The sequence below is a fragment of the Bacillus sp. GW823-FHT06B01 genome (genome assembly GCF_058952315.1).
Window position 1 is genome coordinate 1,056,746 of sequence record NZ_JBXAHR010000002.1, and the last position, 24,595, is coordinate 1,081,340.

Sequence of the window (24,595 nt, forward strand, 5' to 3'; positions counted from 1 at the left end):
TGATAAAATAATATATAAATCGTTGTATGAAAATGGCGAGTTCATTGCTGATGAAATGTAAGATCAGACAGAGCCTTTTTCTTGTTAAAATTGGCGTAACGCTTCATACTATGGTAATGTTTATAGGGATAAAGCAATATGCTTTTGGATAGGACAAAAAGAAGTATGAAAAGGGAATGTCTATTTGTGTGGGGAAGACTTCATTCTTATGAATGATTAGATTGATTACTCAAGTTTCAAAGGACAAGTTATCTCTCAAGCTATCTAACCATTTTTGAGGTGAGTCAAAGCGCATTAAAATGGACTATAGAGTGTGTATAGTTAAGGGTGAAAGGAGATTACCAATGAACGAGCAACAACGATTAGCAAGTCGACAAGCAAATTCCTCTACGAAAAAAGAAGAGAAAGATTATAGTAAATACTTTGAAAGTGTATACCAACCACCTTCCTTAAAAGACGCGAAAAAACGAGGGAAAGAAGAAGTTAAAATTGAACGGGATTTTGGCTTATCTGAAGAATTTCGCAATTTTGGTACAGGAAGAAAGTTCTATATTCGTACATATGGTTGTCAAATGAATGAGCATGATACGGAAGTAATGGCGGGTATTTTCACCGCACTTGGATATGAGCCAACCTTTTCAACTGAAGATGCAGATGTAGTTTTATTAAATACTTGTGCAATTCGTGAAAATGCTGAAAATAAAGTTTTCGGTGAACTAGGTCATTTAAAGTCATTAAAAAGAAGAAATCCGGACCTTTTAATTGGTGTATGTGGTTGTATGTCTCAAGAAGAATCTGTTGTAAATAAAATTATGCAAAAAAATCAGCATGTAGATATGGTGTTTGGAACGCATAATATTCATAGATTGCCGTATATTCTTAAAGATGCGATGTTCTCGAAGGAGACGGTAGTTGAAGTTTGGTCAAAAGAAGGGGATGTAATTGAAAACCTTCCGAAAGTACGCCGTGGTGATATTAAAGCTTGGGTAAATATTATGTATGGCTGTGATAAGTTCTGTACATATTGTATCGTGCCGTATACACGTGGAAAAGAGCGAAGCAGACGTCCAGAAGACATTATCCAAGAAATTCGTCATTTAGCTGCGAATGGTTATAAAGAAATTACATTACTTGGCCAGAACGTAAATGCATATGGTAAAGACTTTGAAGATTTTGAATACGGTCTTGGCGATTTAATGGACGAACTTCGTAAAGTTGATATTGCCCGTATTCGTTTTACAACGAGCCATCCACGTGATTTCGATGATCACTTAATTGAAGTGCTTGGAAAAGGTGGAAACTTAGTAGAACATATTCACTTACCAGTTCAATCTGGAAGCACAGATATGTTAAAAATTATGGCGCGCAAATATTCACGTGAGCATTATTTAGAACTTGTAAGAAAAATTAAAGAAGCAATTCCAAATGCAGTATTCACAACTGATATTATCGTTGGTTTCCCGAATGAAACAGATGAGCAATTTGAAGAAACGATGTCGTTATATCGTGAAGTAGGATTTGATACTGCCTTTACCTTTATTTATTCTCCGCGCGAAGGTACACCAGCTGCAAAAATGAAAGATAATGTACCGATGGAAGTGAAAAAAGAACGTCTTCAACGCTTAAATACACTAGTAAATACGTTGGCAATTGAAAAGAATAATCGTTACAAAGGTCAAATTGTAGAAGTGTTAGTTGATGGGGAAAGTAAAAATAATCCAGAAGTGCTCGCAGGTTATACTCGTACGAATAAACTTGTAAACTTCGTCGCTTCAAAATCTTTAATTGGTCAGCTTGTGAAAGTAAAAGTAACGGAAGCAAAAACTTGGTCTCTTAACGGGGAATTAGTTGAAGAGCCGATTGAGGTGGAATAATAGATGAAAGCATATTCGAAAGATGAAATTGTTGAACAAGCGAAAGAATTAGCAAAAATGATTTCTGAAACAGAAGAAGTTGATTTCTTTAAGAAAGCAGAGGCGCAAATTCATAAAAATGAAAATGTAAAGCGCGCAATTGATGAAATTAAAGCACTGCAAAAACAAGCAGTAAACTTGCAGCATTACGGGAAATGGGAAGCTTTGAAAAAAGTAGAAGCTGACATTGATGCATTGCAAGATAAGTTGGATAGTATTCCAGTTGTGCAAGAATTTAAATCTTCACAAACATATGTAAATGACTTACTACAGCTAGTTGCAAGTACGATTTCTAACAACGTAACAGATGAAATATTAATTTCAACTAATGGCGATGTATTGAAGGGTGAAACGGGCGCAGCGGTAGAAAGTAAAAAAGGAAATTGTGGTTGTTAAAGAGATGTCGAATTGACATCTCTTTTTTTAATGGGTTAAACGTAAGTTCTTCTCGAAAAAAGAATGACACATTCCGCTATTGTCACGCATATGATTAAGTGAATAGTGATTGAGGAGGGTTACGAATGTCCGAATTTAGAGAGATTATTACAAAAGCAGTGGTTGGAAAAGGACGTAAGTATACAAAGTCAACGCATACATGTGAATCGAATAATGAGCCAACAAGTATTTTAGGGTGCTGGGTAATTAACCACTCGTACGAAGCAAGAAAGAATGGAAAGCATGTGGAAATTGAAGGTTTCTATGATGTGAACACTTGGTATTCATTTGATGGTAATACAAAGACAGAAGTTGTAACAGAACGTGTGAACTACACTGATGAAGTGAGTATTGGGTATCGTGATAAAAACTTTTCTGGTGATGATTTAGAAATTATTGCTCGTGTCATTCAGCCACCAAATTGTTTAGAAGCTCTTGTATCACCAAATGGTAATAAAATTGTTGTAACTGTAGAACGTGAATTTGTAACAGAAGTAGTTGGGGAAACGAAAATTTGTGTAAGTGTAAATCCTGAAGGTTGCGTAGAATCAGACGAGGATTTCCAAGTCGATGATGATGAGTTTGAAGAATTAGATCCGAACTTTATCGTCGATGCAGAAGAAGAGTAATAGAAAGCTAGGGAGAAGTTCTTCCTAGCTTTTTACTTTACATAAGTGATGCTTGAATGAACATGATTCCTTATGAAATGTGCTATAATGAGGAAAGACTCCTGAAATAGGAGATATGGATGTCCGTGAAGTGTGACATATATGAAAATTGATTACTATGTAAGAATTATGGAGGAAAAGTATGACTCAATATACCCCTATGATACAGCAATATTTAAAGGTTAAGGCAGACTATCAAGATGCCTTTTTATTTTTCCGATTAGGTGATTTTTATGAAATGTTCTTTGAAGATGCGGTTAAAGCAGCTCATGAACTTGAAATTACATTAACGAGCCGAGATGGTGGTAGTAGTGATCGTATACCGATGTGCGGTGTACCACATCATGCAGCTAAAAATTATATTGAACAACTTGTTGAAAAAGGATATAAAGTAGCTGTTTGTGAGCAAGTGGAAGATCCAAAAACAGCTAAAGGTGTAGTACGCCGTGAAGTAGTACAACTAATTACGCCAGGAACGATGATGGAAGGGCGTACTATTGATGAGAAAGAAAATAACTTCTTAGCAGCATTAACACATTTTGAAGATGGATCGTATGCTTTAGCTTGTAATGATTTAACGACTGGACAAAATACAGTAACGTTGTTAACAGGTTCAGTAGAAGATATTTTATTAGAAGTGTATGCAACTGGTTCAAAAGAAATTGTTGTAGATTCTACATTTTCAAAAGATGAATTAAATAAATTAACTGCAACATTAAAAATGACGATTTCGTATGAAGATGCAACAACGATTCCGGAAGGGTTAGAACATCTTGTGAAAAACGTTTCGCAAGCAAAGTTAATTAAAGCAGTTGGACGTTTATTTAACTATGTAATAAGAACGCAAAAACGTTCGTTAGACCATTTACAACCAGTGGAAATTTATTATACGAATCAATTTATGAAAATTGATGTGCATTCAAAGCGAAATTTAGAGCTGACAGAAACACTCCGAACGAAAGAAAAAACAGGATCATTATTATGGCTATTAGATAAAACGAAAACAGCTATGGGTGGTCGTATGTTAAAACAGTGGATGGAACGTCCGCTGATCCAAAAAGAAAAAGTAGAAGAGCGTTTAGAAATGGTTGAAACATTTGTAAATGATTACTTCTTACGTGAAGATTTAAAAGAAAAATTAAAAGAAGTATATGATTTAGAACGTTTAGCAGGGAAAGTTGCATTTGGTAATGTGAATGCACGGGACTTATTACAGTTAAGACGATCTTTACTTCAAGTACCGGCTATTTTAGAAGCGATTAGTTTGTTAGATAATGCTTATGCAGCAAGGTTAATTCAAGGTGCGGATCCATGTGAGAGCTTAACTGAATTACTAGGAAGAAGTATTCAAGAAAACCCACCGCTTTCTATTAAAGATGGAGATATTATTAAAGACGGTTATAATGACAAGCTTGATCAATATCGTTACGTTAGTAAAAACGGGAAAACGTGGATCGCTGAGCTTGAAAAACGAGAGCGTGATATTACAGGAGTTAAATCGTTAAAAATCGGGTACAACCGTATTTTCGGCTACTACATTGAAGTGACGAAGGCGAATCTTGCAGCGCTTCCAGAAGGCCGCTATGAGCGTAAACAAACGCTTGCTAATGCGGAACGTTTCATTACAGATGAATTGAAAGAAAAAGAAACATTAATCTTAGAAGCAGAAGAGAAAATTGTACAATTAGAATACGATTTATTTACAGTGCTTCGTGAAGAAGTCAAAGTATTTATTCCGAAATTACAACATTTAGCGAAAGTAATTAGTGAATTGGACGTACTGCAAAGTTTCGCGACAGTTAGTGAAGAAGAACAGTTTGTAAAACCTGTTTTAACAACTAAGCGTGAAATCTTTATTAAAGATGGTCGTCATCCTGTCGTTGAAAAAGTATTGAACGGGAAATTGTATGTACCGAATGATTGTATTATGCCGGAGAAGATGGATGTCTTTTTAATTACAGGACCGAACATGTCTGGTAAAAGTACGTATATGAGACAATTAGCACTTGTAACTGTTATGTCACAGATTGGTTGTTTCGTACCAGCAACAGAAGCGGTATTACCTGTATTCGATCAAATCTTTACGAGAATTGGTGCAGCGGATGATTTAATTTCGGGTCAAAGTACATTTATGGTCGAAATGTTAGAAGCGAAAAATGCAATTGCAAATGCATCAGAAAGAAGTTTAATTTTATTCGATGAAATTGGACGCGGTACATCTACGTATGATGGTATGGCACTTGCACAAGCAATCATTGAACATATTCATGACCAAATTGGTGCGAAAACGTTATTCTCTACGCATTATCATGAATTGACGGTGCTAGAAGAAAGTTTAGGACAATTGAAGAATGTACACGTTTCAGCTATTGAAGAGAACGGAAAAGTAGTATTCCTTCATAAAATCCAAGATGGAGCAGCTGATAAAAGTTACGGAATTCACGTTGCGCAACTTGCGGAGCTTCCAGATAGCTTAATCGCTCGTGCGAAAGAAGTGTTAGCGCAACTAGAAGGACAAGAAGAAATTATTATTCCAAAGCGTACAGAAGTGAAAGTACAAGAAGTGGCTCCAGAACCAGCTGTTGTAAAAGAAGAACCAGCAGAAATACAAGAGACGAAAGTAGAGACTGAGGAAGAATCGCAATTATCATTCTTTGGTGGAGAACAGTCTTCGAAAAAACAAGACAAGTCAGTGCTAGATGCAAAAGAAACGGCAGTACTTGCGCAAATTAAAAAAATTGATTTACTTGATATGACACCTTTAGAGGCGATGAACGAACTGTATCGCTTGCAGAAAAAGTTAAAGAAAGGATGAGTAAGTAGATGGGGAAAATTCGCAAACTCGATGATCAACTCTCTAACTTAATTGCGGCGGGGGAAGTAGTAGAGCGCCCTGCCTCAGTCGTAAAAGAACTTGTGGAAAATTCTATCGATGCGAATAGTACATCTATTGAAATCCACTTAGAAGAAGCTGGTTTATCGAAAATTCGCATCATTGATAATGGGGATGGCATTGCAGAAGAAGATTGTATCGTCGCTTTTGAACGACATGCGACGAGCAAAATTAAAGATGAAAACGACCTGTTTCGCATTAGAACACTCGGTTTCCGTGGTGAGGCATTGCCGAGTATTGCCTCAGTTAGTGAATTAGAATTAATTACTAGCACAGGTGATGCGCCTGGTACACACCTTATGATTAAAGGTGGAGACATTATAAAGCAGGAGAAAACAGCGAGCCGAAAAGGAACAGATATTACAGTACAAAACTTATTCTTTAATACACCAGCGCGTCTTAAATATATGAAGACCATTCATACAGAGCTTGGGAATATTACAGATATCGTGTATCGTATCGCAATGTCACACCCAGAAGTATCGTTAAAGCTGTTTCATAATGAAAAGAAATTGCTTCACACATCAGGAAATGGTGATGTAAGACAAGTACTTGCATCAATTTACAGTATTCAAGTTGCGAAGAAGCTTGTTCCAATTGAAGCTGAATCTTTAGATTTTACAATTAAAGGCTATGTCACATTACCAGAAGTAACGAGAGCATCTCGAAATTATATGTCAACGATCGTAAATGGTCGTTACGTTCGAAATTTCGTATTAATGAAAGCCATTCAGCAAGGATACCATACATTACTGCCAGTCGGACGATATCCAATAGGCTTCTTATCGATTGAAATGGATCCGATGCTTGTTGACGTTAACGTACATCCAGCGAAATTAGAAGTTCGTTTTAGTAAAGAACAAGAATTACTAAAGCTTATCGAAGAAACATTGCAATCGGCATTCAAAAAAATACAGCTCATTCCAGATGCAGGTGTAACAACGAAGAAAAAAGAAAAAGATGAAAGTGTGCAAGAACAGTTCCAGTTTGAGCATGCGAAGCCGAAAGAGCCATCTATGCCGGAAATCGTTTTACCGACTGGCATGGATGAAAAACGAGAAGAACAACTGGCTGTGAAACAGCCAGCACAACTGTGGCAACCGCCGAAACAAGAATGGCAACCACCACAGTCGCTCGTAAGGGAAGAACAAAGTTGGCAACCATCTACTAAACCGATAATAGAAGAGCCGATTCGAGAAGAGAAATCGTGGAACAGCAATGATGAAGACTTTGAATTAGAGGAATTGGAAGAAGAAGTTCAGGAAATAGAAGAGATTGAAATGAACGGTAATGACTTACCACCGCTTTATCCAATTGGACAAATGCACGGAACATATATTTTCGCTCAAAATGATAAAGGCTTATATATGATTGACCAACATGCCGCGCAGGAACGTATTAATTATGAATACTTCAGGGATAAGGTAGGAAGGGTAGCGCAAGAAGTACAAGAACTACTTGTACCATACCGTATTGACCTATCTCTTACTGAATTTTTACGTGTCGAAGAGCAGTTAGAAGAACTAAAAAAAGTCGGACTATTTTTAGAACAATTCGGTCATCAATCCTTTATCGTCCGCTCGCATCCAACATGGTTCCCGAAAGGACAAGAAACAGAAATTATCGACGAAATGATGGAGCAGGTTGTTAAACTAAAAAAAGTTGATATTAAAAAGTTACGTGAAGAAGCAGCCATCATGATGAGCTGTAAAGCATCTATTAAAGCAAATCAATATTTAACGAACGATCAAATATTTGCTTTACTGGAAGAATTACGTACAACAACAAATCCATACACATGCCCGCACGGAAGACCGATTCTTGTGCATCATTCTACTTATGAGTTGGAGAAGATGTTTAAGAGGGTTATGTAGGGATACTGTTATTTTGGATATGATTTAATAAAAAAGAAGCGATGAAATAAATCGCTTCTTTTTGTTTGCATTTAGTTTAAGAGCTTTTAAAAAATTCTTAATCCTAGCCAAGTATAGAAAAATTATATGAATACATAGTTTCATACATATCGCATTTGAAAAACATTTCCTATCTCTCTATGTTTTTTCATTTTCCTTATAGAATCCTTATAATTGTCATTTACTCTAGAATTACAATATACGAGGAGGAAGTTTAGGATGAATGAGATGATGTTAGAAACAAAGAATCTTTGCAAAACATTTAGAAAGCAAAGTGTAGTACAAAATATTTCGCTTTCTGTACCGAAATATGCAATTTATGGATTGTTAGGTCCTAATGGGGCAGGGAAATCGACAACTTTAAAAATGATAACAGGTATGCTTATACCTACTTCTGGTGAGGTTTATTTTGATGGTCATAAATGGACGCGGCAAGATTTACATTCTATTGGTGCTTTAATTGAGTCTCCGCCACTTTATGAAAATTTAACAGCAAGAGAAAATCTGTTGGTTCGTACGACTGTTTTAGGATTACCTAAATCAAGGATTGATGAAGTATTGCATGTTGTGGAGCTAGAGAATACAGATAGGAAAAAAGCGAGGGAATTCTCTATGGGGATGAAGCAACGATTGGGAATTGCGATTGCATTGCTGAATCATCCGAAGTTTTTAATATTAGATGAACCGATGAATGGACTAGATCCTTTTGGGATTCAGGAATTAAGAAAATTAATCCTTTCCTTTCCCACAAAAGGAATTACTGTCATTTTATCCAGTCATATTTTAAGCGAAGTAAGTCAAATTGCAGATCATGTTGGGATTATCTCAGGCGGTGTATTGGGGTATCAGGGGAAACTGAATAAGGATGATGACCTGGAAGATTTATTTGTACAAGTGGCTGGAAAGTATAGAAGGGAGGCATAAGAAATGAATTTATATATTGCATCTGAAAAAATTAAAATTAAACATACTTTTTTGAGCAAACTTATATGGCTAGTTCCATTTGCCACAATACTAATTGCTTTTTTATTATCGGCGGATTATTTTCAATTATCTAGTTACAATTGGTGGTACATTACGATGCTTCCAGGAATGATTTCTTTAAGTTGTGTACTTCTTGCGGAGAAAGATAAGAAAATGAATAATCGTTCTATCTTATCGTTACCAGTTTCATTAAAACGAGTATGGATTTCTAAAGTATTACTAATTTTAGGGATTTTGAGCTTTTCATGCATACTTTTTTTCTGTGGAATCCAGTTATCTAGTTTACTATTAAATAAGGAGAACTTCCGAATCATTCCTACAGTAAATGCGCTATTAGGAAGCGTTCTTTTAATCGTTACTTTTATGTGGCAAATTCCACTCTGCTTGTTTTTAGGTAACAAAATAGGGCTATTTCCGACGCTTCTGTTGAATATAGGGGCAAATGGAATTTTTGGAGTTGTATTGGCAACAAAAAATATTTGGATGATTAGTCCATACACATATCCAAGTAGACTTATGATTCCTATTTTAAAAATACTACCAAATGGTCTATATGCAGAAACCGGAAGTGTAACGTTCAAACCAGAACTCCTTTCCTACGATGTAATTTTGCCAGGCGTGGCAATTTCTGTCGTGTTGTTCTTTTTGTTTACTTATATGACGGCAAAATGGTTTGAAAAGCAGGAGGCAAAATAATATGGCGGTTTTGTCGAGGATAGTAAGAGCTGATTTTATAAAAATGAAACATACGATTTTTTTCTGGATACATATAGCGATGCCAATCATCGGTATTGCTCTTTTTTTAAGTTATTATTCCATTTCAAAAGTTGATTCTATAAATAAGGTTTCAGGATATATTCAAGTATTATCGATATCTTTTCCGTTGCTAATTAGCATTGTGTGTTCTTCTGTTGTGGAACAGGAGGCTGTGGCAGGGAATTTTAAAGAACTTTTATCAACGGAATACGGAAGGCGTAAAGCATTTATTAGTAAAGTATGTTTACTTTTAATATGTGGGTTTTGTTCAACTATGTTGGCAGTCGTTGGGTTTGCGGCAGGGTTTCATTCTCTGTTGGGAGAAAATAACTTTCCATTTGCTTTGTATGTTGAAATTTCCTTCATTCTTTTTGGTTGTCAAATCTTTATGTATATATGGCATCTGTTCTTAAATTTTCGCTTTAGTAAAGGTGCTTCCATTGGGATTGGAATTATAGAAAGCTTGCTGGTAGCTTTAATGCTTACAGGGATGGGAGATGTGATTTGGAAATACACGCCATGTGCGTGGAGTGTGAGATTATGCAATTATTTTTTGGAGCACAAATTGAGTCCCGCTTCTATTTATGTCTTACAAGTGGAGGAAAAAATTGGAGCAGTGATTTGCGTTTGTTTCACGATCATTGCATTTGTTATTTCCCTTGTATGGTTTTCCTTTTATGAAGGCCGTAAAGAAATGTAAGTGCATTTGTATTATAATGGAAGTGAGAGGAGGGATTCTATATGGCAAGAATATTAGCAATTGATGATGAAGAAGGCATCCTTTATATTATAAAAAGTGCTTTAGAGAAAGAAGGCCATGAGGTAACTGCCATTAGTAATCCTCTTACTATACCAAAGGAGAAATTTTGTCATTATGATTTAATTCTATTAGATGTCATGATGCCAGAAATAGATGGTTTTACACTTTGTAAGGAAATACGGGATTTGGTTGATAGTCCAATTGTATTTCTAACAGCCAAAACAATGGAGAAGGATCTGATCACAGGGCTTAGTCTCGGTGGAGATGACTATATTACAAAACCTTTTGGAATTGGAGAACTGCGTGCGAGGGTATCCGCACATGTAAGGCGTGAGCATAGAGAAAAGCAAAATGCATTTTTCCTGTCAGGTCTTACATTTCATCTGTCATGTAAAGAAATATGGCATGACGATACATCTATCGCATTTACGAAAAGTGAGTATGGAATTTGCGAATATTTAGCTTTGAATCATGGACAAGTATTTTCAAGAGAAAAGATTTACGAAAATGTTTTTGGTTATGAGGGAGAAAGTGATAACCAAGTAATTGTGGAACATATTAAAAATATCCGTCAAAAATTATGTAAGCATAACATGAATCCAATAGAAACAGTATGGGGAATTGGTTATAAATGGAGAAAGTGAAAAAGCAAGTCAATCTTAGTAAGATTTTAATACAGTATATTTTTGCATTTTCAATAGGGACGATTGCATTAGTTACTTTTTTTATGATTCTATTCCAAGTTGGAGTTAACGCAGAGGTAATCTTGCCAGCAAATTATTATGAAAAGCAGATTGAGTCGCAAAGAGATGCTATAGTTAAAGCGGAGCAGGACGATGATCAAATTTTAAAGCAATATAAATATGTTGTGTATGATTTTTCTGGAAACGTTATTCAAGGGAGTATTAATAAAGATTATGCGGGACAAATATGGAATAACATACATAAGGATGAAAAAGGTGATAGTAAGTACTACTATGCAGTTATAGAACGTGATAAAGATATTTGTGTCATTCTATATACGTTACATGCTACTTTTAAAAATCCTTTTTTGAAGAAGTATTTACCAAGTCCGGAAGTTTGTGAAATTGTTCTTTTTATTCTATTATTTGTTGCCGAAGTGATATTTCTATCTCGCTCTTTTGGTAAAACATTGTCAAAGGAAATGCTGATTTTGAGAAATGTAACAGATAAAATTCAAAAGGAAGATTTAGATTTTCAAGTGGAACAATCTAAAATAAAAGAAGTGAATGAAGTATTAACTTCTTTAGTAAAAATGAAAGATGAATTAAATCATTCGTTACGTACACAGTGGAATATGGAAACAAATAGAAGAGAGCAGATTGCTGCTTTGGCACATGACATTAAAACGCCATTAACGATATTGAGAGGGAATGCAGAGCTATTAAATGAATCAATGCTAGATTCAAATCAGAAGAAATGTAATGAGCATATTTTGAAAAGTATTGATGAGATGGAAATATATATGAAATCTTTGCTCGATATTACGAAATGTGAGGAAGGCGCTTCACTTCAATTCAAGCAAACAGATCTCCGCGACTTTATTCGTAATATTATAGAAGAAAGTGCAATTTGTGTTTTAGGCAAACGGTTAAATCTAATTGAAAATGTTCAGGACATACCAAATTTTATTCCTATTGACGAGACCGCTTTGAAAAGAGCAATTATGAATATAATGATGAATGCAATTGAATATTCTCCAACAAAGGGTGACTTGATGTTCTCAGTGGAAATGATTAGTGAAAAACTGCAATTTATTGTAGAGGACTCAGGAAGAGGGTTTACAGAAGAGGAAATGCATTCAGCTACAGAGCAGTTTTATAGAGGAGATAAAAGTAGAAACTCCAAAGATCATCATGGAATGGGGTTATACATTGCTAAAAGCTTTGCAAAGCAACACGGTGGAAACCTTTACTTAAGTAATTCGGAAAAGCTGCACGGTGCAAAAGTTGTTTTGGAAATATCAGCGTAGTAGAGAGGGTACAGATTATAATAAGTCGCTCCTTTTTAATATAATTCTTTTGCAACTACATTTTAAAAATTCATTTATAAACTAGAGATAACCTCAACCTATTTGTACTTTATATGTGCCTTCTCAATTTTTTTGTAAGGAAAGAGGTTTTCAATTTACAGATTTATCAGAATTATGTAAAGTGTAGATAAAACCATAAAACGGGGTGTTCTTTATGTGTACTAGTTTGACATTACAGACAAAAAACGGTCAGCATCTTTTTGCAAGAACGATGGACTTCACATTAGATATGAATCAAGAAGTAATAATCATTCCTCGACATTACCAGTGGAATAATATAACTGGTGAAATTATTAATACGAAACATGCTACGGTCGGAATGGGGATTAATCATCACGGAAGGGTCATTATGGCGGACGGAGTAAATGAAGCTGGTATGACATGTGCAACACTCTATTTTCCAGGATTCGCTGCTTATAGTCAAAGCATAGATGACAACAAAACGAATTTGGCTCCATTTGATTTTGTGACTTGGAGTCTGACACAATTCAATTCTGTCAAAGAGTTAAAGAAATCTGTAGATAGCCTTACCTTTTTGGATATACCATTACCGGATTTAGGACTTACGCCACCACTACATTGGATTTTAGCGGATAAATGGGGAGATTGTATTGTACTGGAGCCGACAAATGAAGGATTAAAAATGTATGATAACCCACTAGGAGTGATGACGAATAGTCCGGAGTTTAATTGGCATTTGCAAAATTTAAGACAATATATAGGCCTTAAATCGCAGCCATTCGCGCCAACTGAGTGGAGTAACTTACCATTAAGTGCTTTTGGTCAGGGCTCAGGCTCAATGGGACTTCCAGGGGATTTCACACCGCCATCAAGGTTTGTGCGAGCAGCATATGGCAAACAAAACATTCAAGGTATAGATAGTGAAGAAGAGGGAGTATCGGCCCTATTTCATATTTTATCAAATTGCGAGGTTCCTAAAGGCGGAGTAATAACAGAAGAAGGTGCATTAGATAATACCATATATACAAGCGTAATGTGTATGGAGTCCGGAACATATTATTATCATACCTACGATTGTAGACAAATTATAGTCATTCATTTATTTCATGAAAATTTAGATACAAATGAGATTAAAGCCTATCCGTTCCAACGGAAACAAAAAATATTTTATGAAAACTAGGTAGCTTTGAAACAATGTTTGGTAAATTTAATAGAGCAATAATGCCTATATAATTCTTGGGTACTTCTTTAACTTTGTGATTCACCATAGATCTACTCCTTTCTTCAATGACTCCAACGAGTAAAACTTTGCTGGTAGAAGCATTGGCTAAGGTGCAGTGATGGTGGACTTTATTGCCTAATGTATTTGAATAGTATTATCCTGAATATCTCTAAAAACGCTAAGAAACTTATTTCTTCTAGAAGGCCCATTAAAGTGCTATTAGGTAAAATGAACATGGACGTACTCCATTTATAAATAGTAAAGAACAAAAAAGGTGTGGGAAATATCCATACCTTTTTTGTTTTTCTATTATCTATGTATAAAAAAGCGCTGTATATCAGCACTTTTTAAAAGTACATGAGCTGTATAAAAAGTATAAATTACTTAAAACGTAACTATGCAGCGTCAAAATGAAGAACTATACGCTTATTTATTTTTATTATTATTAATTTTTTCCGTATATAACACTTGTTCTTTATAGTGTTTTTTAATTGGGAAAGTATGTGTACCAGAGCCGTTTTTGAAAGTTTTATTGATGGGGTTTTTTAGCGGGATTGTTGTAGTTTCAGTAAATTCATATGGGTAATTTATTTTAGATTTATCTTCAAACATGAAAATGCCTCCTTTTAGGATTTCCTGAATTCTTTACTATAACATGATATGCATATAGATTTTTTTTGGACTAGTTATTTATATAGGTTAATGGAATTAAATTACGTAACTACTGAAATATTTCAAAGGAAAACAATGTGAGAAATATATGATAATGCTTCTTTTATTTATTAGGGAAGGAAATATTGCATATATATTCGTTATAAATTGTTTTTATAATATGGTTTATATAGATTTTTCCTGATAATATAATGCGGGAGATTATAGTGTTATTAGGTTATTAGGAACATTTAATGCTGTTTCACAACTGAAAGGAAAATGAAAAAAAACTGAAACTTTTCTCATAAAAATTCAATCTAACTTAAAAAATGAAAGGAAAATGAAATTTTCCAAAAGATATTCTTTGTTAAGATAAAAAGCATACATACAAAAAGTATTGACATATCTTAAAAATGTATTTTCAAGATATAGTGGGGGAAAAGATGAGAGTAGAAAAACAATTAATAAAAAAGATGTATTATGAAACATTCCTAATGGAGAATGAAACAAAACCACCTATTGACGTACTTGGAGAAGCTTATGTAAACGAAGAAAGAAATGAGGTTTCTGATGGATCTTACATTCGTTTTGCACAAGGTGAATTTTATTATCGCCATCAAGATTTTGAAGCAGCTATTTTTAAATGGGAGAAGGTTAGTAATGAATTAGCACCATGGGCACAAAAAAATATTGCCGATGCTTATTTCGAGCTTAATCAATTACCAGTTGCTGAAAATGTTTATACTTCCATTACTACTGATAATATAATATTGATGACGGAGATTAGATTACAATTACTTTCTCTTTACATAGAGCAAAATAATTTTGACTCTGCTTTCGCTGTTATTAAAGAAGCAGTTTCTTTAAATCCGGATTATCCAAATGTTACAAAAATTGCACGTTCCTTTTATGAGGAGCAGCAAGATTTTGATAGTGCAGTAGAGCTTGCTGTCAATGAGTTAATTCGAACAGAATCTTATCCGTGGTTTGAGGTTTTAAAAGGATATATCGATAAAAGATTTACTAAACATATTTCACCAGATTATTTTTATGAAGTATTAGTTACGTTAAATAATGTAGATCAAGTACAATTTACGCAAATGGTTTCATCACTTTGGAATAGTTATAAAAACGAACAAAATTACTTATCATGGCTTAACACAATAAATGAATTTTTCTTACATATTGAAATACATTCGTCCGATATATGGGACAAAATTTCTTCTCTTTACGAAGGAACGTACTTTGAATTAATTCAAGGTCAATATAAGCTTAAACAATTACACGACATCATTCCAAACTTGTTAACAAATTGGTTAAAGGTAGTCAATCCATCTTATGCTGTATTTCCATCTGCAGCTGTGTTGGCATGGGATGAGATTTTCCCTTCTAAAATAGATGCAGCAAATATAAAACATGCTGAAAACCTGTTGTTATATTCTATTAATCATGTGAACGGCTTAGAGTATAGTTTGAATCTTTTTGAATCTATTACAGAGTGGGCACAAAAGCATAATATAGAAATGGGTCACCGATTTAGATGGTTAGTTGGCGAGCTCGCAGATTTAAGCACAAATCGCATTTTAGTAACGGGAACTTCAGGAAACGGAAAAACTACATTTATTAACTCTATATTAGGAGAAAATATATTAGAAAAATCAATTTCAAATGTAGTAGTTTTAAAAAATGATGCGCATACAGAAATTAACGCCATAACAGACTCTACAATTACAACAACGGAAGATGTCTCTGATTACTATAATATGATGTCTCAGCACCATCAAACATATAGAGATAGAGCGTGTGTTGAATTTAAATTACCATGCAGATTTTTAAGTGAAAATAAACTTACATTTGTAGTTACACCTGGCTTTAATAGAAATAACGATACTAGGGATGAGATATTCGAATATTTAAATTCTGTAGACGAATTACTATTCGTATTAAATGCGGATTCACCTTTTACTGACAAAGAACGTGATATTCTATTAAGCATTCAAGAACATACACCAAATTTACAAATCCATTTCTTATTAAATAAAATCGATAACATATACAGTGATGCAGAAGTGAAAAGAGTATTACATGATACGCAAGCGAGAATAAACACATATTTCCCGCATGCGAGAATTTTCCCTTACTCTTCGCTATATACAAGTAGTCAACAATTAAATGATTTAACTGAGTTTATTCATTTTAACTGTAATCATAAAAATATCGATGCAGAACGTACGGAAAAGCTATTGTTTTTCATTCGAAAAACAATTACATATCTTTTGGATAAACGCGTTGAGAAAGAAAATAATCTAGTGGATGCGATTAATTGGAACGAAGATATGCTAGTGAAACTAAATGGTAGTATTAATAATCTTACTGCTTTTGAGAAGGAAAAAATTCATTTCATTACAAAATCATATCGTACAATGAAAACTGAAATTATGAATGACCTTACTGAAAATATTCCGAAGATATTACAGAGTTGTTCGGATTTAATTAGTGAAGAAAGCGATTTCGGGCACATTGATACGGAACTAAATAAAGCGATGAATGAAAGAGTACATAAATATTTAGAGCAAACTGTATTACCTAATTTTGCTCTTTCTATGCAAAATTGGATTGCGATTTCTAATAATGAGCTCCTTCAAAGTCAATCGTACTTAGAAGAACTTAGTGAAGGGCTTAATTCTTTATTTGGAGAAAATCGAATACAGTTAGAATGTGATTTTAAAGTGCTTGATGACTGGCGCAGAGATACTGACAGAATGACGACTAGAATACAAATGGATGAAGTAAGTATTTTACGTCGCTTTACGCCAGCGCAATTTTTACTGAAAAGTGCCGGTAAATTATTTGGAGTTCTTCCTAAAAACAAAGGTATGCTATATAACAAATACAAACAGTATGTAGAAAATGAAGATTATACCGAGGTAACGGCTTCTATTATGAAGAAATTTTTCTTGCAATTTGAGCTATTTGAAAACACGCAAGAGCGGGATATTAACATATTCTTTAGAAATCCATTTAACTCCTTGAAACAAGCTGTAGAAAACACTCATTTAGAAATACAAGAAAAACAAGAGATGTTACATAAGATGAAATCACAACCTGAAGTTTATCAAGATTCTATCATGCTCTTTGAATTGAGATTACGTCAATGTGAAGTAATTTTAAATATAGGTGATGATCATACCTATACAGATGTAACTTTAGAAACAAGCGTAGAATAAAAGTAAAATATACGAGGTTTTTATATGACATTGCATCATATGTTATAAGAGAGTGAAAGGGAGCAACTGTAATAAGTTGCTCCCTTTTCGTATTTAGATTATTTTTCAGTCTCTTTAATTTTAGTTTGTACTTTGCCAGTTTTAATTTTATTACTTTCTGAGAAACGTAATAAATCGCCTTCAATAATTTTGTCGGACATTCGTAATTCATTTTGTGCACGGTTAATGAGTGCTTGTGCTTCTTTTTTTGGTAAATCTACAATTTCACCTGTTATGCGGTCATAGAAAGTATTGTTTGTGTATGCATACTTGTCTGTAATAAAGCTACCATCACGTAAAACGACAAAACCGGTATATTCATCTGAAAACATATCATGACCAAAACGGATATCGTTCGTAGTATCAATCCCTAATAAATTTAGAATAGTAGGTTTCATATCGATTTGTCCCGTAGGCTTTGAAATCGTTTGACCTTCTGTTTGGCCAGGTACATGAATATATAAAGGTGTGCGTTGTAAATTTAAAGTATCAAATTCTGTTATTTGATCTTTTTCTAAAAACTGTGCCATTGCACGATTATGTTTTTCAGAAATACCATAATGATCACCATACAACACAATAATAGAATCATCATACATTCCTTCGGCTTTTAAACGCTCAATAAACTTTTTAATTGATTCGTCTAAGTAACGTGCTGTTACGATATAACGATCAAATACGCCATTACCAGAGTTATATGGTTCAATGAATTTTGTATCTTCATCATACGTAAATGGATAATGGTTCGTTAACGTAAGGAAACGAGCGTAAAATGGTTGATCAACAGTTTTTAATATATCTACTGATTGATCGAAGTATTCGATATCTTTTAATCCCCAATTTAAATTTGTTTCGGGTGTAATTTTGTAATCAAGTTCGTTATAGTAACGATCATAACCAAGAGCGGAGTACATAATATTACGATTCCAAAATGTTGCGTTATTCGCATGGAATACAGAAGTGAAATAACCTTGCTGACGTAAAATTTCTGGAGTCGCAGTATAATCATTGTTACCGTGTGTGAAAAATACAGCTCCTCGATTTAATGGATACAATGACGTATCGATTAGAAATTCAGAATCGGATGTTTTTCCTTGCCCAGTTTGGTGGAAAAAGTTATCGAAGTAATAGCTTTCATTTATGAATTCATTCAAGAATGGTGTAACTTCTTGACCGTTAACTGATGCGCCTATTAAAAAGGTTTGTAGGGATTCAAGAGTGACAACAATTACGTTTTTTCCTTTTGCTGCACCAAACATGTTAGGGTTTGGCTCACTTTGGTTTGCCTTTACGTAGTTTTCAGTTTCTTGTAATTTACTACTATCAGCAAGTGCTTTTTGTGATCCTGCTTTTACTTGTAGTGTTAAATCATATACTTGATGAGTGTATAGTCCCAAATTTTTAACAAGCATGACTCGGTCGAATGATCTCGTTAATAGTTCAGGTCGTTCTTTTTCTGCAAGGTGTAGATTCGCAAAAAATACACCAAACGTTAAGAGAAAATATAGCAAGCGTGCCGGATGAGTTACACGTCCTGTTTGGAAGACTAGTGCCTTCTTCTTTAACAAAATAAAGAAGAAAATAATGTCTACGAAAGCGAGTATAATTTTATAGTTCAATATTTCTATAATACTGCCGCCTAATTGGCCAAAGTTTGATGTTTGTCCAAGTACTGGTAACGTAACGAAATCACTATAAAAATCATAGAACATTACATTCCCAACAAGTATGATTGTTAATAAGAGATTAATACATAGCGCTATATAATTTCGCTTTTCACCGGTTGCAAATAATGCTAATCCGACAAAAGCTAATGATGCAGCGAGAGGGCTAATAAACAAAATAAGCTCTTGCGTTGAAGACTCAATTTTTAAATCAAAACTGAATCTTGTAATAAGATATGTTTTTAACCATACTGCTAAAGCAATTATTAAAACAAAGCTTATATTTTGCATTTGTAAATTGATTTTATTTTTCATTTTTACACCTTCTTTATACAATTTATTTAACTTGTGTTATATATTATATTTTCATAACTATTAGAGTGTAATGTACCATTTAATGGTTTCTAAAGGTAACAATATGAAGTATTCATATACGTACAATGAGGAATTTTAAAGCGCAAATCTATTTTGGGAAACAGAACAGAAAAAGTCATAGTTGTAGTAAAAAATACTTATAGACATCCTAACATATTAAACACTATGATGATGTTACAAAATACCGAACAAATGAAAGTGGAAATGAATAGAGGCTTTTAAAACTGTTGACATTCAATTTTTTAGAATTGAATGTCGATAGTTTTACCATACATAGTTATGTTAAATATGTATCTCGTAAAATCCCGATTTTTGGCGGGATAATCATTAGCGGGGGAAGGACAAGGTACATAAATAAAGCGTTATGGAAGTTAAAATATTTGATTGATATCTTAATGAAAGAAATTAAATATGAGATAAATATTTTCCAACATACAACCCACTTGCAGCAGCTTGAGATAATGAATGAGTGACGCCTGAACAATCTCCAACTAAAAATAGTCCATGCACACTTGTTTCAAAATGGTTATTGATTTTTATCGTAGGAGCATAGAACTTTCCGTCAATTCCATATAACAAAGTATCTTTATCGATCGGTTCTTTGATAAATCGTTCTAAGCGTAATAAAAACTCTTTTAGTCCTTCAATATATAATGGGGGAATTTCTGTATTCAAATCTCCATAATCTCCTTGTAGTGTAGGTTGTATACGGTTATGTTTCATGTCGTTCTTTATTGTAGGTTGTTTATTTAGTAAGTCCTCTAAGCGCTGTATAACAATCCGATCTCGTCCTTGGTTAATGTTTTTTATAATTGAACTTGCGTATACATTTGCTTCTTTGAGAGTTGAAAAATAGCGCGGGATAAATAAAGTGAAATTTAAGTTAGGTGTGCCAGTTCCTTCCTCTCGAAAATTTTGACCGTCAGGCATAACTAAACCTTCTTCGTACTTTCTAATGATGCGTCCTTTTGGATTCATACAGTACGTAGTTGCGGTGAAGTGTTCATGCTCATAAGAAAGTTTTGTCTCAAATGTATCTTTTAATATAGAACGTAATTGGTGTTCTTTCATCTCTACTCTAATCCCTAAATCTACACGAGTTTGCTCCTGAGAAATTTTAAGAGAAGTGCACATTTCTTTTAACCAATCCGCTCCGGAACGCCCAGTTGCAAACACTAGTTGCTTAGATTCAACTATTCCTTCATTTGTCTCTATTGTAAAATGATCTTTCTGTTTCATAATATGTTGTACATCTATATGAAATTGAATATTTATTTTTGTAAGTAAAAATTCATAGAGCTGCTGAAAAATGTCACTTGAAAGGGTAGTACCAAGATGCCTTACTTCTGTTGTTAGCATTTGTAAACCACACGTTTCAGCTCTCTTATTGAGATTTGGATTTTCTGTAGAGTATTTTGAAACAGAACTTCCTCCGAACTGACATAGAATTTCATCTACTTCAGCCATGAGTTGAATAAAGCTTTCTTTACCGACTTTTTGCTCAAGTTCTCCGCCAAATCCGTTTGTATAATTAAATTTCCCTTCAGATTTTCCTAAACCACCAAACCCGAAATATTTATCACATGTAGTACAAGTACACACTTTTCCTTCGTCTAAAGGACAATGGCGATCTTCTAGCGCTTTACCTTTATCAAGAATTAAAACCTTTTTGTTACTTTTAGCTAGTGAATAAGCCATAAAAATGCTACTTACTCCAGCACCGATAATTGTAACATCATACATATTTTTTCACCTGCTAACGAATAGTTTGTTTTTATTTTTCTAGTGTATAACAATTTTATGAAGTTAAGAAATAGCTTTTATTAATAAAGAGGGAGTTTTTGAACTGGATGCTTTTTTAATTTCTCCGAGTGGTGGGGTAAATACAAATGTCTTTATTTAAAAGAAGAAATAGTTTTCAAAGATCACTATGTCATATGATAAATAAATTCTTACATATAAAAAAACAGACCTTTTAAGTGAGAAGGTCTGTTTTTTATATGTTATTTAGCGAAGACGTGGTTACCAATTACTGCTACTGTTTGACGTGTCGTAATCCATTTGTCTGTTGATGTTTTTGGGTTGTAAAAATAAAGCCAATCAGAATGTATTCCATTTGTGGAGATAGCTTCTTCTACTGCCATTTTTGCTTCTGGGCTTGCAGGCTGATTAATTCTTCCATCTGTAACAGGAGTAAAGGCATATCCGTATTTAATAGGTTCATAAATAACGCCTGTTATTGTGTTTGGAAAACCTTTTGCGTTTACACGGTTTAGTATAACTTTCGCTACTGCTACTTTTCCTTTATACGATTCGCCACCTGCTTCAGCAGTAACTAAGCGTGCCATTAAGTCTTTTTCTTTTTCTGAAATGCTTGAGTTTATTTTTATATGTTGTCCTGTATAAAGCTTGTTTCCGACTATATTGTTAATTTGTTTTATAGATTGAACGGTAACATTGTAACGCTTTGCTATCGTTTCCAATGAATCTCCCGGTTGTACTTGATAAATAATTTGCTCAGAAATGTTCGCAGGTTTAGCGTTTTGGCGAACAGTGATTTCATTTGAGTTGACGGAACCTGGAATATGTAACTGTTCGCCAATGAAAGTTTGATCGTTTTCTTTATTGTTAGCCTGTTTAATGGATTGTATTGAAACTCCATATTGTTTACTAATGCCCCAAAGTGTATCATTCTTTTTTACTGTATGAATGGTAGATGCTTCAGCTGTACTTTGATGACATACGAATGTAATTGCAGCTGCAGATATAGGGATTATATGTTTTATTTTTAATAATTTCATTGTAAATCCTCCTAGAAAAAATTAAGGTGAAACTGTTAAGTAATGTAGTTCAGAATATCTATGTATAATATTTTAATATAAGTATATTAGCACGTATAAAATAAATAATCATCATAAGTTTTTTATTTATGCAGTGTAGAGTCCAAATATGAAATATTGCATATGAAAATACATTGAAGTTCATATTGCTGATTACTATAATCTATTTAGTAGAAAGGTAACTTTATATGTTATAGAAGTTAAATCATTATAGATTGATATAATGATTTTTTAAGTTGGAGGAGTGATGTAATGAATATATTTAAAAGAATATCTGTTTCAGCTGTAATTATTTCAATATTTTTAGGAATAGGGGACACGGTCAATATTGTAGGTGCGGATTCTATAGAACAGCAGAGTAAATTAGGGATAGAACAAGAAACAGATAAACAAATCATTGTAAAATTCAATGCGGATTTGAAATTACCATATGAAGATGGTATTGAAAAACAGATACAAGCTCAAGCAAGTGATAAAGTACTAGAAGATCTTTTGGTAGAATATCCAGATGTAACATTCACTCGTTTATTCACATCTGTAAGTCCAGAAGAAATACAAGACCTTGAAGTGAAAGCACCCAATAATGTATCTACAAGTTTATTAAACTACTATATTCTTCAAACTCAAAATGGTGGGCAGAAAGAAGAACTAGTAGATAAGTTAAAGGCATCTTCTTTAATAGAAGATGTGTATATGAAAAAACAAGAAAAAATAACGCCACCGGAAGTACAACCATTAAGTGTATCTTTTAATCCTGATAACAATCCTAGATATAAAAAACAAGGTTACCTTGAAGCAGCACCATACGGTATTAATGCGCCTTTCGCCTGGGGAGTTCAAGGCGGTAATGGAAATGGTATAACTTTTGTTGATATGGAATATGGATGGTTATTAAATCATGAGGATTTAGTACATCAAAATATTGAATTAATGTCTGGAAGAAATATAGATCAGCATGTTGGACATGGGACGTCTGTACTAGGAATTGTATCCTCCGAAGATAATGAAGTGGGGAATATTGGGATTGCGCCAAAAGCGAAAGCGAAAGTGATTTCTCAAATAAGAGATAACGGACAGTATAATACAGCTGATGCAATATTAAGTGCTGTAAATCATTTAGAAGCTGGGGATGTTTTATTATTAGAGGCACAAGCTTCCTTTGATGGATATGGTGATAAATATTTACCTGTTGAAGTACAACCAGATATCTTTGATGCAATTCGTGCTGGTACAGATAAAGGTGTTGTAATTATAGAGGCTGGAGCAAATGGCTGGAATGATTTAGATCAATTTAAAGATAGAAATGGTAAACAAGTTTTAAATCGTAATAGTAAAGATTTTAAAGATTCAGGTGCAATTATGGTAGGAGCGGGCTCTTCAACATTCCCTCATGAGCGTATGTGGTTTTCAAATTATGGAAGTCGGATTGATGTGTACGGGTGGGGAGAAAATGTAGATACAACTAAAGCCGAGCAAAGTAGAAGTGCTGTAAATCTTTATACTACAAGCTTTAGTGGAACATCTAGTGCTTCGCCAATTATTGCTGGGGCAGCGACTTTAGTACAAAGCATTGCTAAAAAAAATTCAGGACAACCGTATAGACCGAGTGAATTAAGAACGATATTAAGTAACCATAACACTGGAACGAAATCTAAAAATCCATATGCAGATAAAATTGGTGTTTTACCAGATTTGAAGTCTATACTAGTAAACTTAGGGTATGAACAAAGAGAGCCGAACGGTGGGAATGAGTTACAAGTAACAGAAAATGAACCAAATAATGAACCTAGACAGGCAAATAAAGTTAACTTTCATACACCAATGAAAGGAACACTACATAATCGTGATAAGGTAGATGTATTTACTTTCCAAATTGACTCACCAGAGAATATTAATATTTCTCTACTAAATGAACAAAACATTGGAATGACATGGGTACTTCATCATGAATCAGATTTAAACAACTATGTAGCATATGGTGAAAATGAAGGGAATGTAGTTAAGGGAACTTATAATGCAAAGCCAGGTAAATATTATTTATATGTTTATAAGTATGAGAATAAAGATGGTTCATATATATTGAATATAAAATAAACGAAAGGAACTTCAGATGAAGTTCCTTTAAATTTTTCTAATTCAGTATATGTGAATGATTTTTTAACTTTACTTCTATGCAATATTTCATATTGATGAAATATTATTTATTTTTTACTCACTAGATTATATTATATTCAATAAGTT

17 protein-coding genes are annotated in these 24,595 nt (G+C 33.8%); 13 read left to right on the forward strand and 4 right to left on the reverse strand.

Translation table 11 applies throughout. The features are described 5' to 3' along the window. Positions 1-344: 344 nt before the first annotated feature. The 11 genes from miaB (at position 345) to AC1Q8N_RS12645 (ending at position 13,516) form a co-directional block, all read left to right on the forward strand. Entirely contained in the window at positions 345-1,874 is a 1,530-nt protein-coding gene (gene miaB / locus AC1Q8N_RS12595; RefSeq protein ID WP_087985036.1) for a tRNA (N6-isopentenyl adenosine(37)-C2)-methylthiotransferase MiaB, read from the forward strand. Positions 1,875-1,877: 3 nt separating this feature from the next. Further along, entirely contained in the window at positions 1,878-2,309 is a 432-nt protein-coding gene (locus AC1Q8N_RS12600) for a YlbF/YmcA family competence regulator (protein ID WP_000649386.1), read from the forward strand. 125 nt (positions 2,310-2,434) lie between these two features. Further along, positions 2,435-2,977, forward strand: coding sequence for an outer spore coat protein CotE (gene cotE / locus AC1Q8N_RS12605; RefSeq protein ID WP_001288802.1), 543 nt, complete (start codon positions 2,435-2,437; stop codon positions 2,975-2,977). Between the two features lie 181 nt (positions 2,978-3,158). Next, positions 3,159-5,831 (forward strand): DNA mismatch repair protein MutS, encoded by a 2,673-nt coding sequence (gene mutS, locus AC1Q8N_RS12610; RefSeq protein ID WP_048545947.1) that lies wholly within the window; start codon positions 3,159-3,161, stop codon positions 5,829-5,831. An 8-nt stretch (positions 5,832-5,839) separates the two neighbouring features. Then, complete coding sequence (gene mutL / locus AC1Q8N_RS12615; RefSeq protein ID WP_493521188.1) at positions 5,840-7,783, forward strand: DNA mismatch repair endonuclease MutL; 1,944 nt, start codon at positions 5,840-5,842, stop codon at positions 7,781-7,783. A 258-nt stretch (positions 7,784-8,041) separates the two neighbouring features. Next, on the forward strand, positions 8,042-8,746 hold the full coding sequence (locus tag AC1Q8N_RS12620) for a lantibiotic protection ABC transporter ATP-binding protein (RefSeq protein ID WP_048545945.1): 705 nt from the start codon (positions 8,042-8,044) through the stop codon (positions 8,744-8,746). 3 nt (positions 8,747-8,749) lie between these two features. Next, complete coding sequence (locus AC1Q8N_RS12625; RefSeq protein WP_048545944.1) at positions 8,750-9,502, forward strand: lantibiotic immunity ABC transporter MutE/EpiE family permease subunit; 753 nt, start codon at positions 8,750-8,752, stop codon at positions 9,500-9,502. Between the two features lies 1 nt (position 9,503). Further along, the gene (locus AC1Q8N_RS12630) at positions 9,504-10,262 is read left to right on the forward strand and encodes a lantibiotic immunity ABC transporter MutG family permease subunit (protein WP_048545942.1); all 759 of its coding nucleotides are present in this window, start codon (positions 9,504-9,506) and stop codon (positions 10,260-10,262) included. 41 nt (positions 10,263-10,303) lie between these two features. Next, positions 10,304-10,966, forward strand: coding sequence for a response regulator transcription factor (locus AC1Q8N_RS12635; RefSeq protein ID WP_048545941.1), 663 nt, complete (start codon positions 10,304-10,306; stop codon positions 10,964-10,966). Next, on the forward strand, positions 10,954-12,315 hold the full coding sequence (locus AC1Q8N_RS12640; RefSeq protein ID WP_048545939.1) for a sensor histidine kinase: 1,362 nt from the start codon (positions 10,954-10,956) through the stop codon (positions 12,313-12,315). The genes AC1Q8N_RS12635 and AC1Q8N_RS12640 overlap by 13 nt, the downstream gene beginning before the upstream one ends. Before the next feature lie 214 nt (positions 12,316-12,529). Next, positions 12,530-13,516, forward strand: coding sequence for a choloylglycine hydrolase family protein (locus AC1Q8N_RS12645; RefSeq protein WP_493521189.1), 987 nt, complete (start codon positions 12,530-12,532; stop codon positions 13,514-13,516). 468 nt (positions 13,517-13,984) lie between these two features. Here the strand turns inward: AC1Q8N_RS12645 and AC1Q8N_RS12650 are convergent, their stop codons facing one another. Then, positions 13,985-14,170, reverse strand: coding sequence for a hypothetical protein (locus AC1Q8N_RS12650; RefSeq protein ID WP_000461129.1), 186 nt, complete (start codon positions 14,168-14,170; stop codon positions 13,985-13,987). Between the two features lie 482 nt (positions 14,171-14,652). Between AC1Q8N_RS12650 and AC1Q8N_RS12655 the strand changes: the two genes are divergently transcribed. Beyond that, entirely contained in the window at positions 14,653-17,436 is a 2,784-nt protein-coding gene (locus AC1Q8N_RS12655) for a dynamin family protein (protein ID WP_493521190.1), read from the forward strand. 98 nt (positions 17,437-17,534) lie between these two features. Here the strand turns inward: AC1Q8N_RS12655 and AC1Q8N_RS12660 are convergent, their stop codons facing one another. The 3 genes from AC1Q8N_RS12660 to AC1Q8N_RS12670 all read right to left on the reverse strand — a co-directional run bounded on the left by AC1Q8N_RS12660 (position 17,535) and on the right by AC1Q8N_RS12670 (position 22,315). Then, positions 17,535-19,454, reverse strand: a complete 1,920-nt coding sequence (locus AC1Q8N_RS12660) for an LTA synthase family protein (protein ID WP_048545934.1) — start codon at positions 19,452-19,454, stop codon at positions 17,535-17,537. A 465-nt stretch (positions 19,455-19,919) separates the two neighbouring features. Continuing rightward, the gene (locus tag AC1Q8N_RS12665; protein WP_064469397.1) at positions 19,920-21,257 is read right to left on the reverse strand and encodes an NAD(P)/FAD-dependent oxidoreductase; all 1,338 of its coding nucleotides are present in this window, start codon (positions 21,255-21,257) and stop codon (positions 19,920-19,922) included. Between the two features lie 260 nt (positions 21,258-21,517). Next, complete coding sequence (locus tag AC1Q8N_RS12670; RefSeq protein WP_098079095.1) at positions 21,518-22,315, reverse strand: cell wall hydrolase; 798 nt, start codon at positions 22,313-22,315, stop codon at positions 21,518-21,520. Between the two features lie 291 nt (positions 22,316-22,606). On the opposite strand from AC1Q8N_RS12670, the gene AC1Q8N_RS12675 reads away from it, so the two are divergent. Next, a complete protein-coding gene (locus AC1Q8N_RS12675) occupies positions 22,607-24,448 on the forward strand; it encodes a S8 family peptidase (protein ID WP_098079098.1) in 1,842 nt (613 codons plus the stop codon). Positions 24,449-24,595 lie beyond the last annotated feature (147 nt).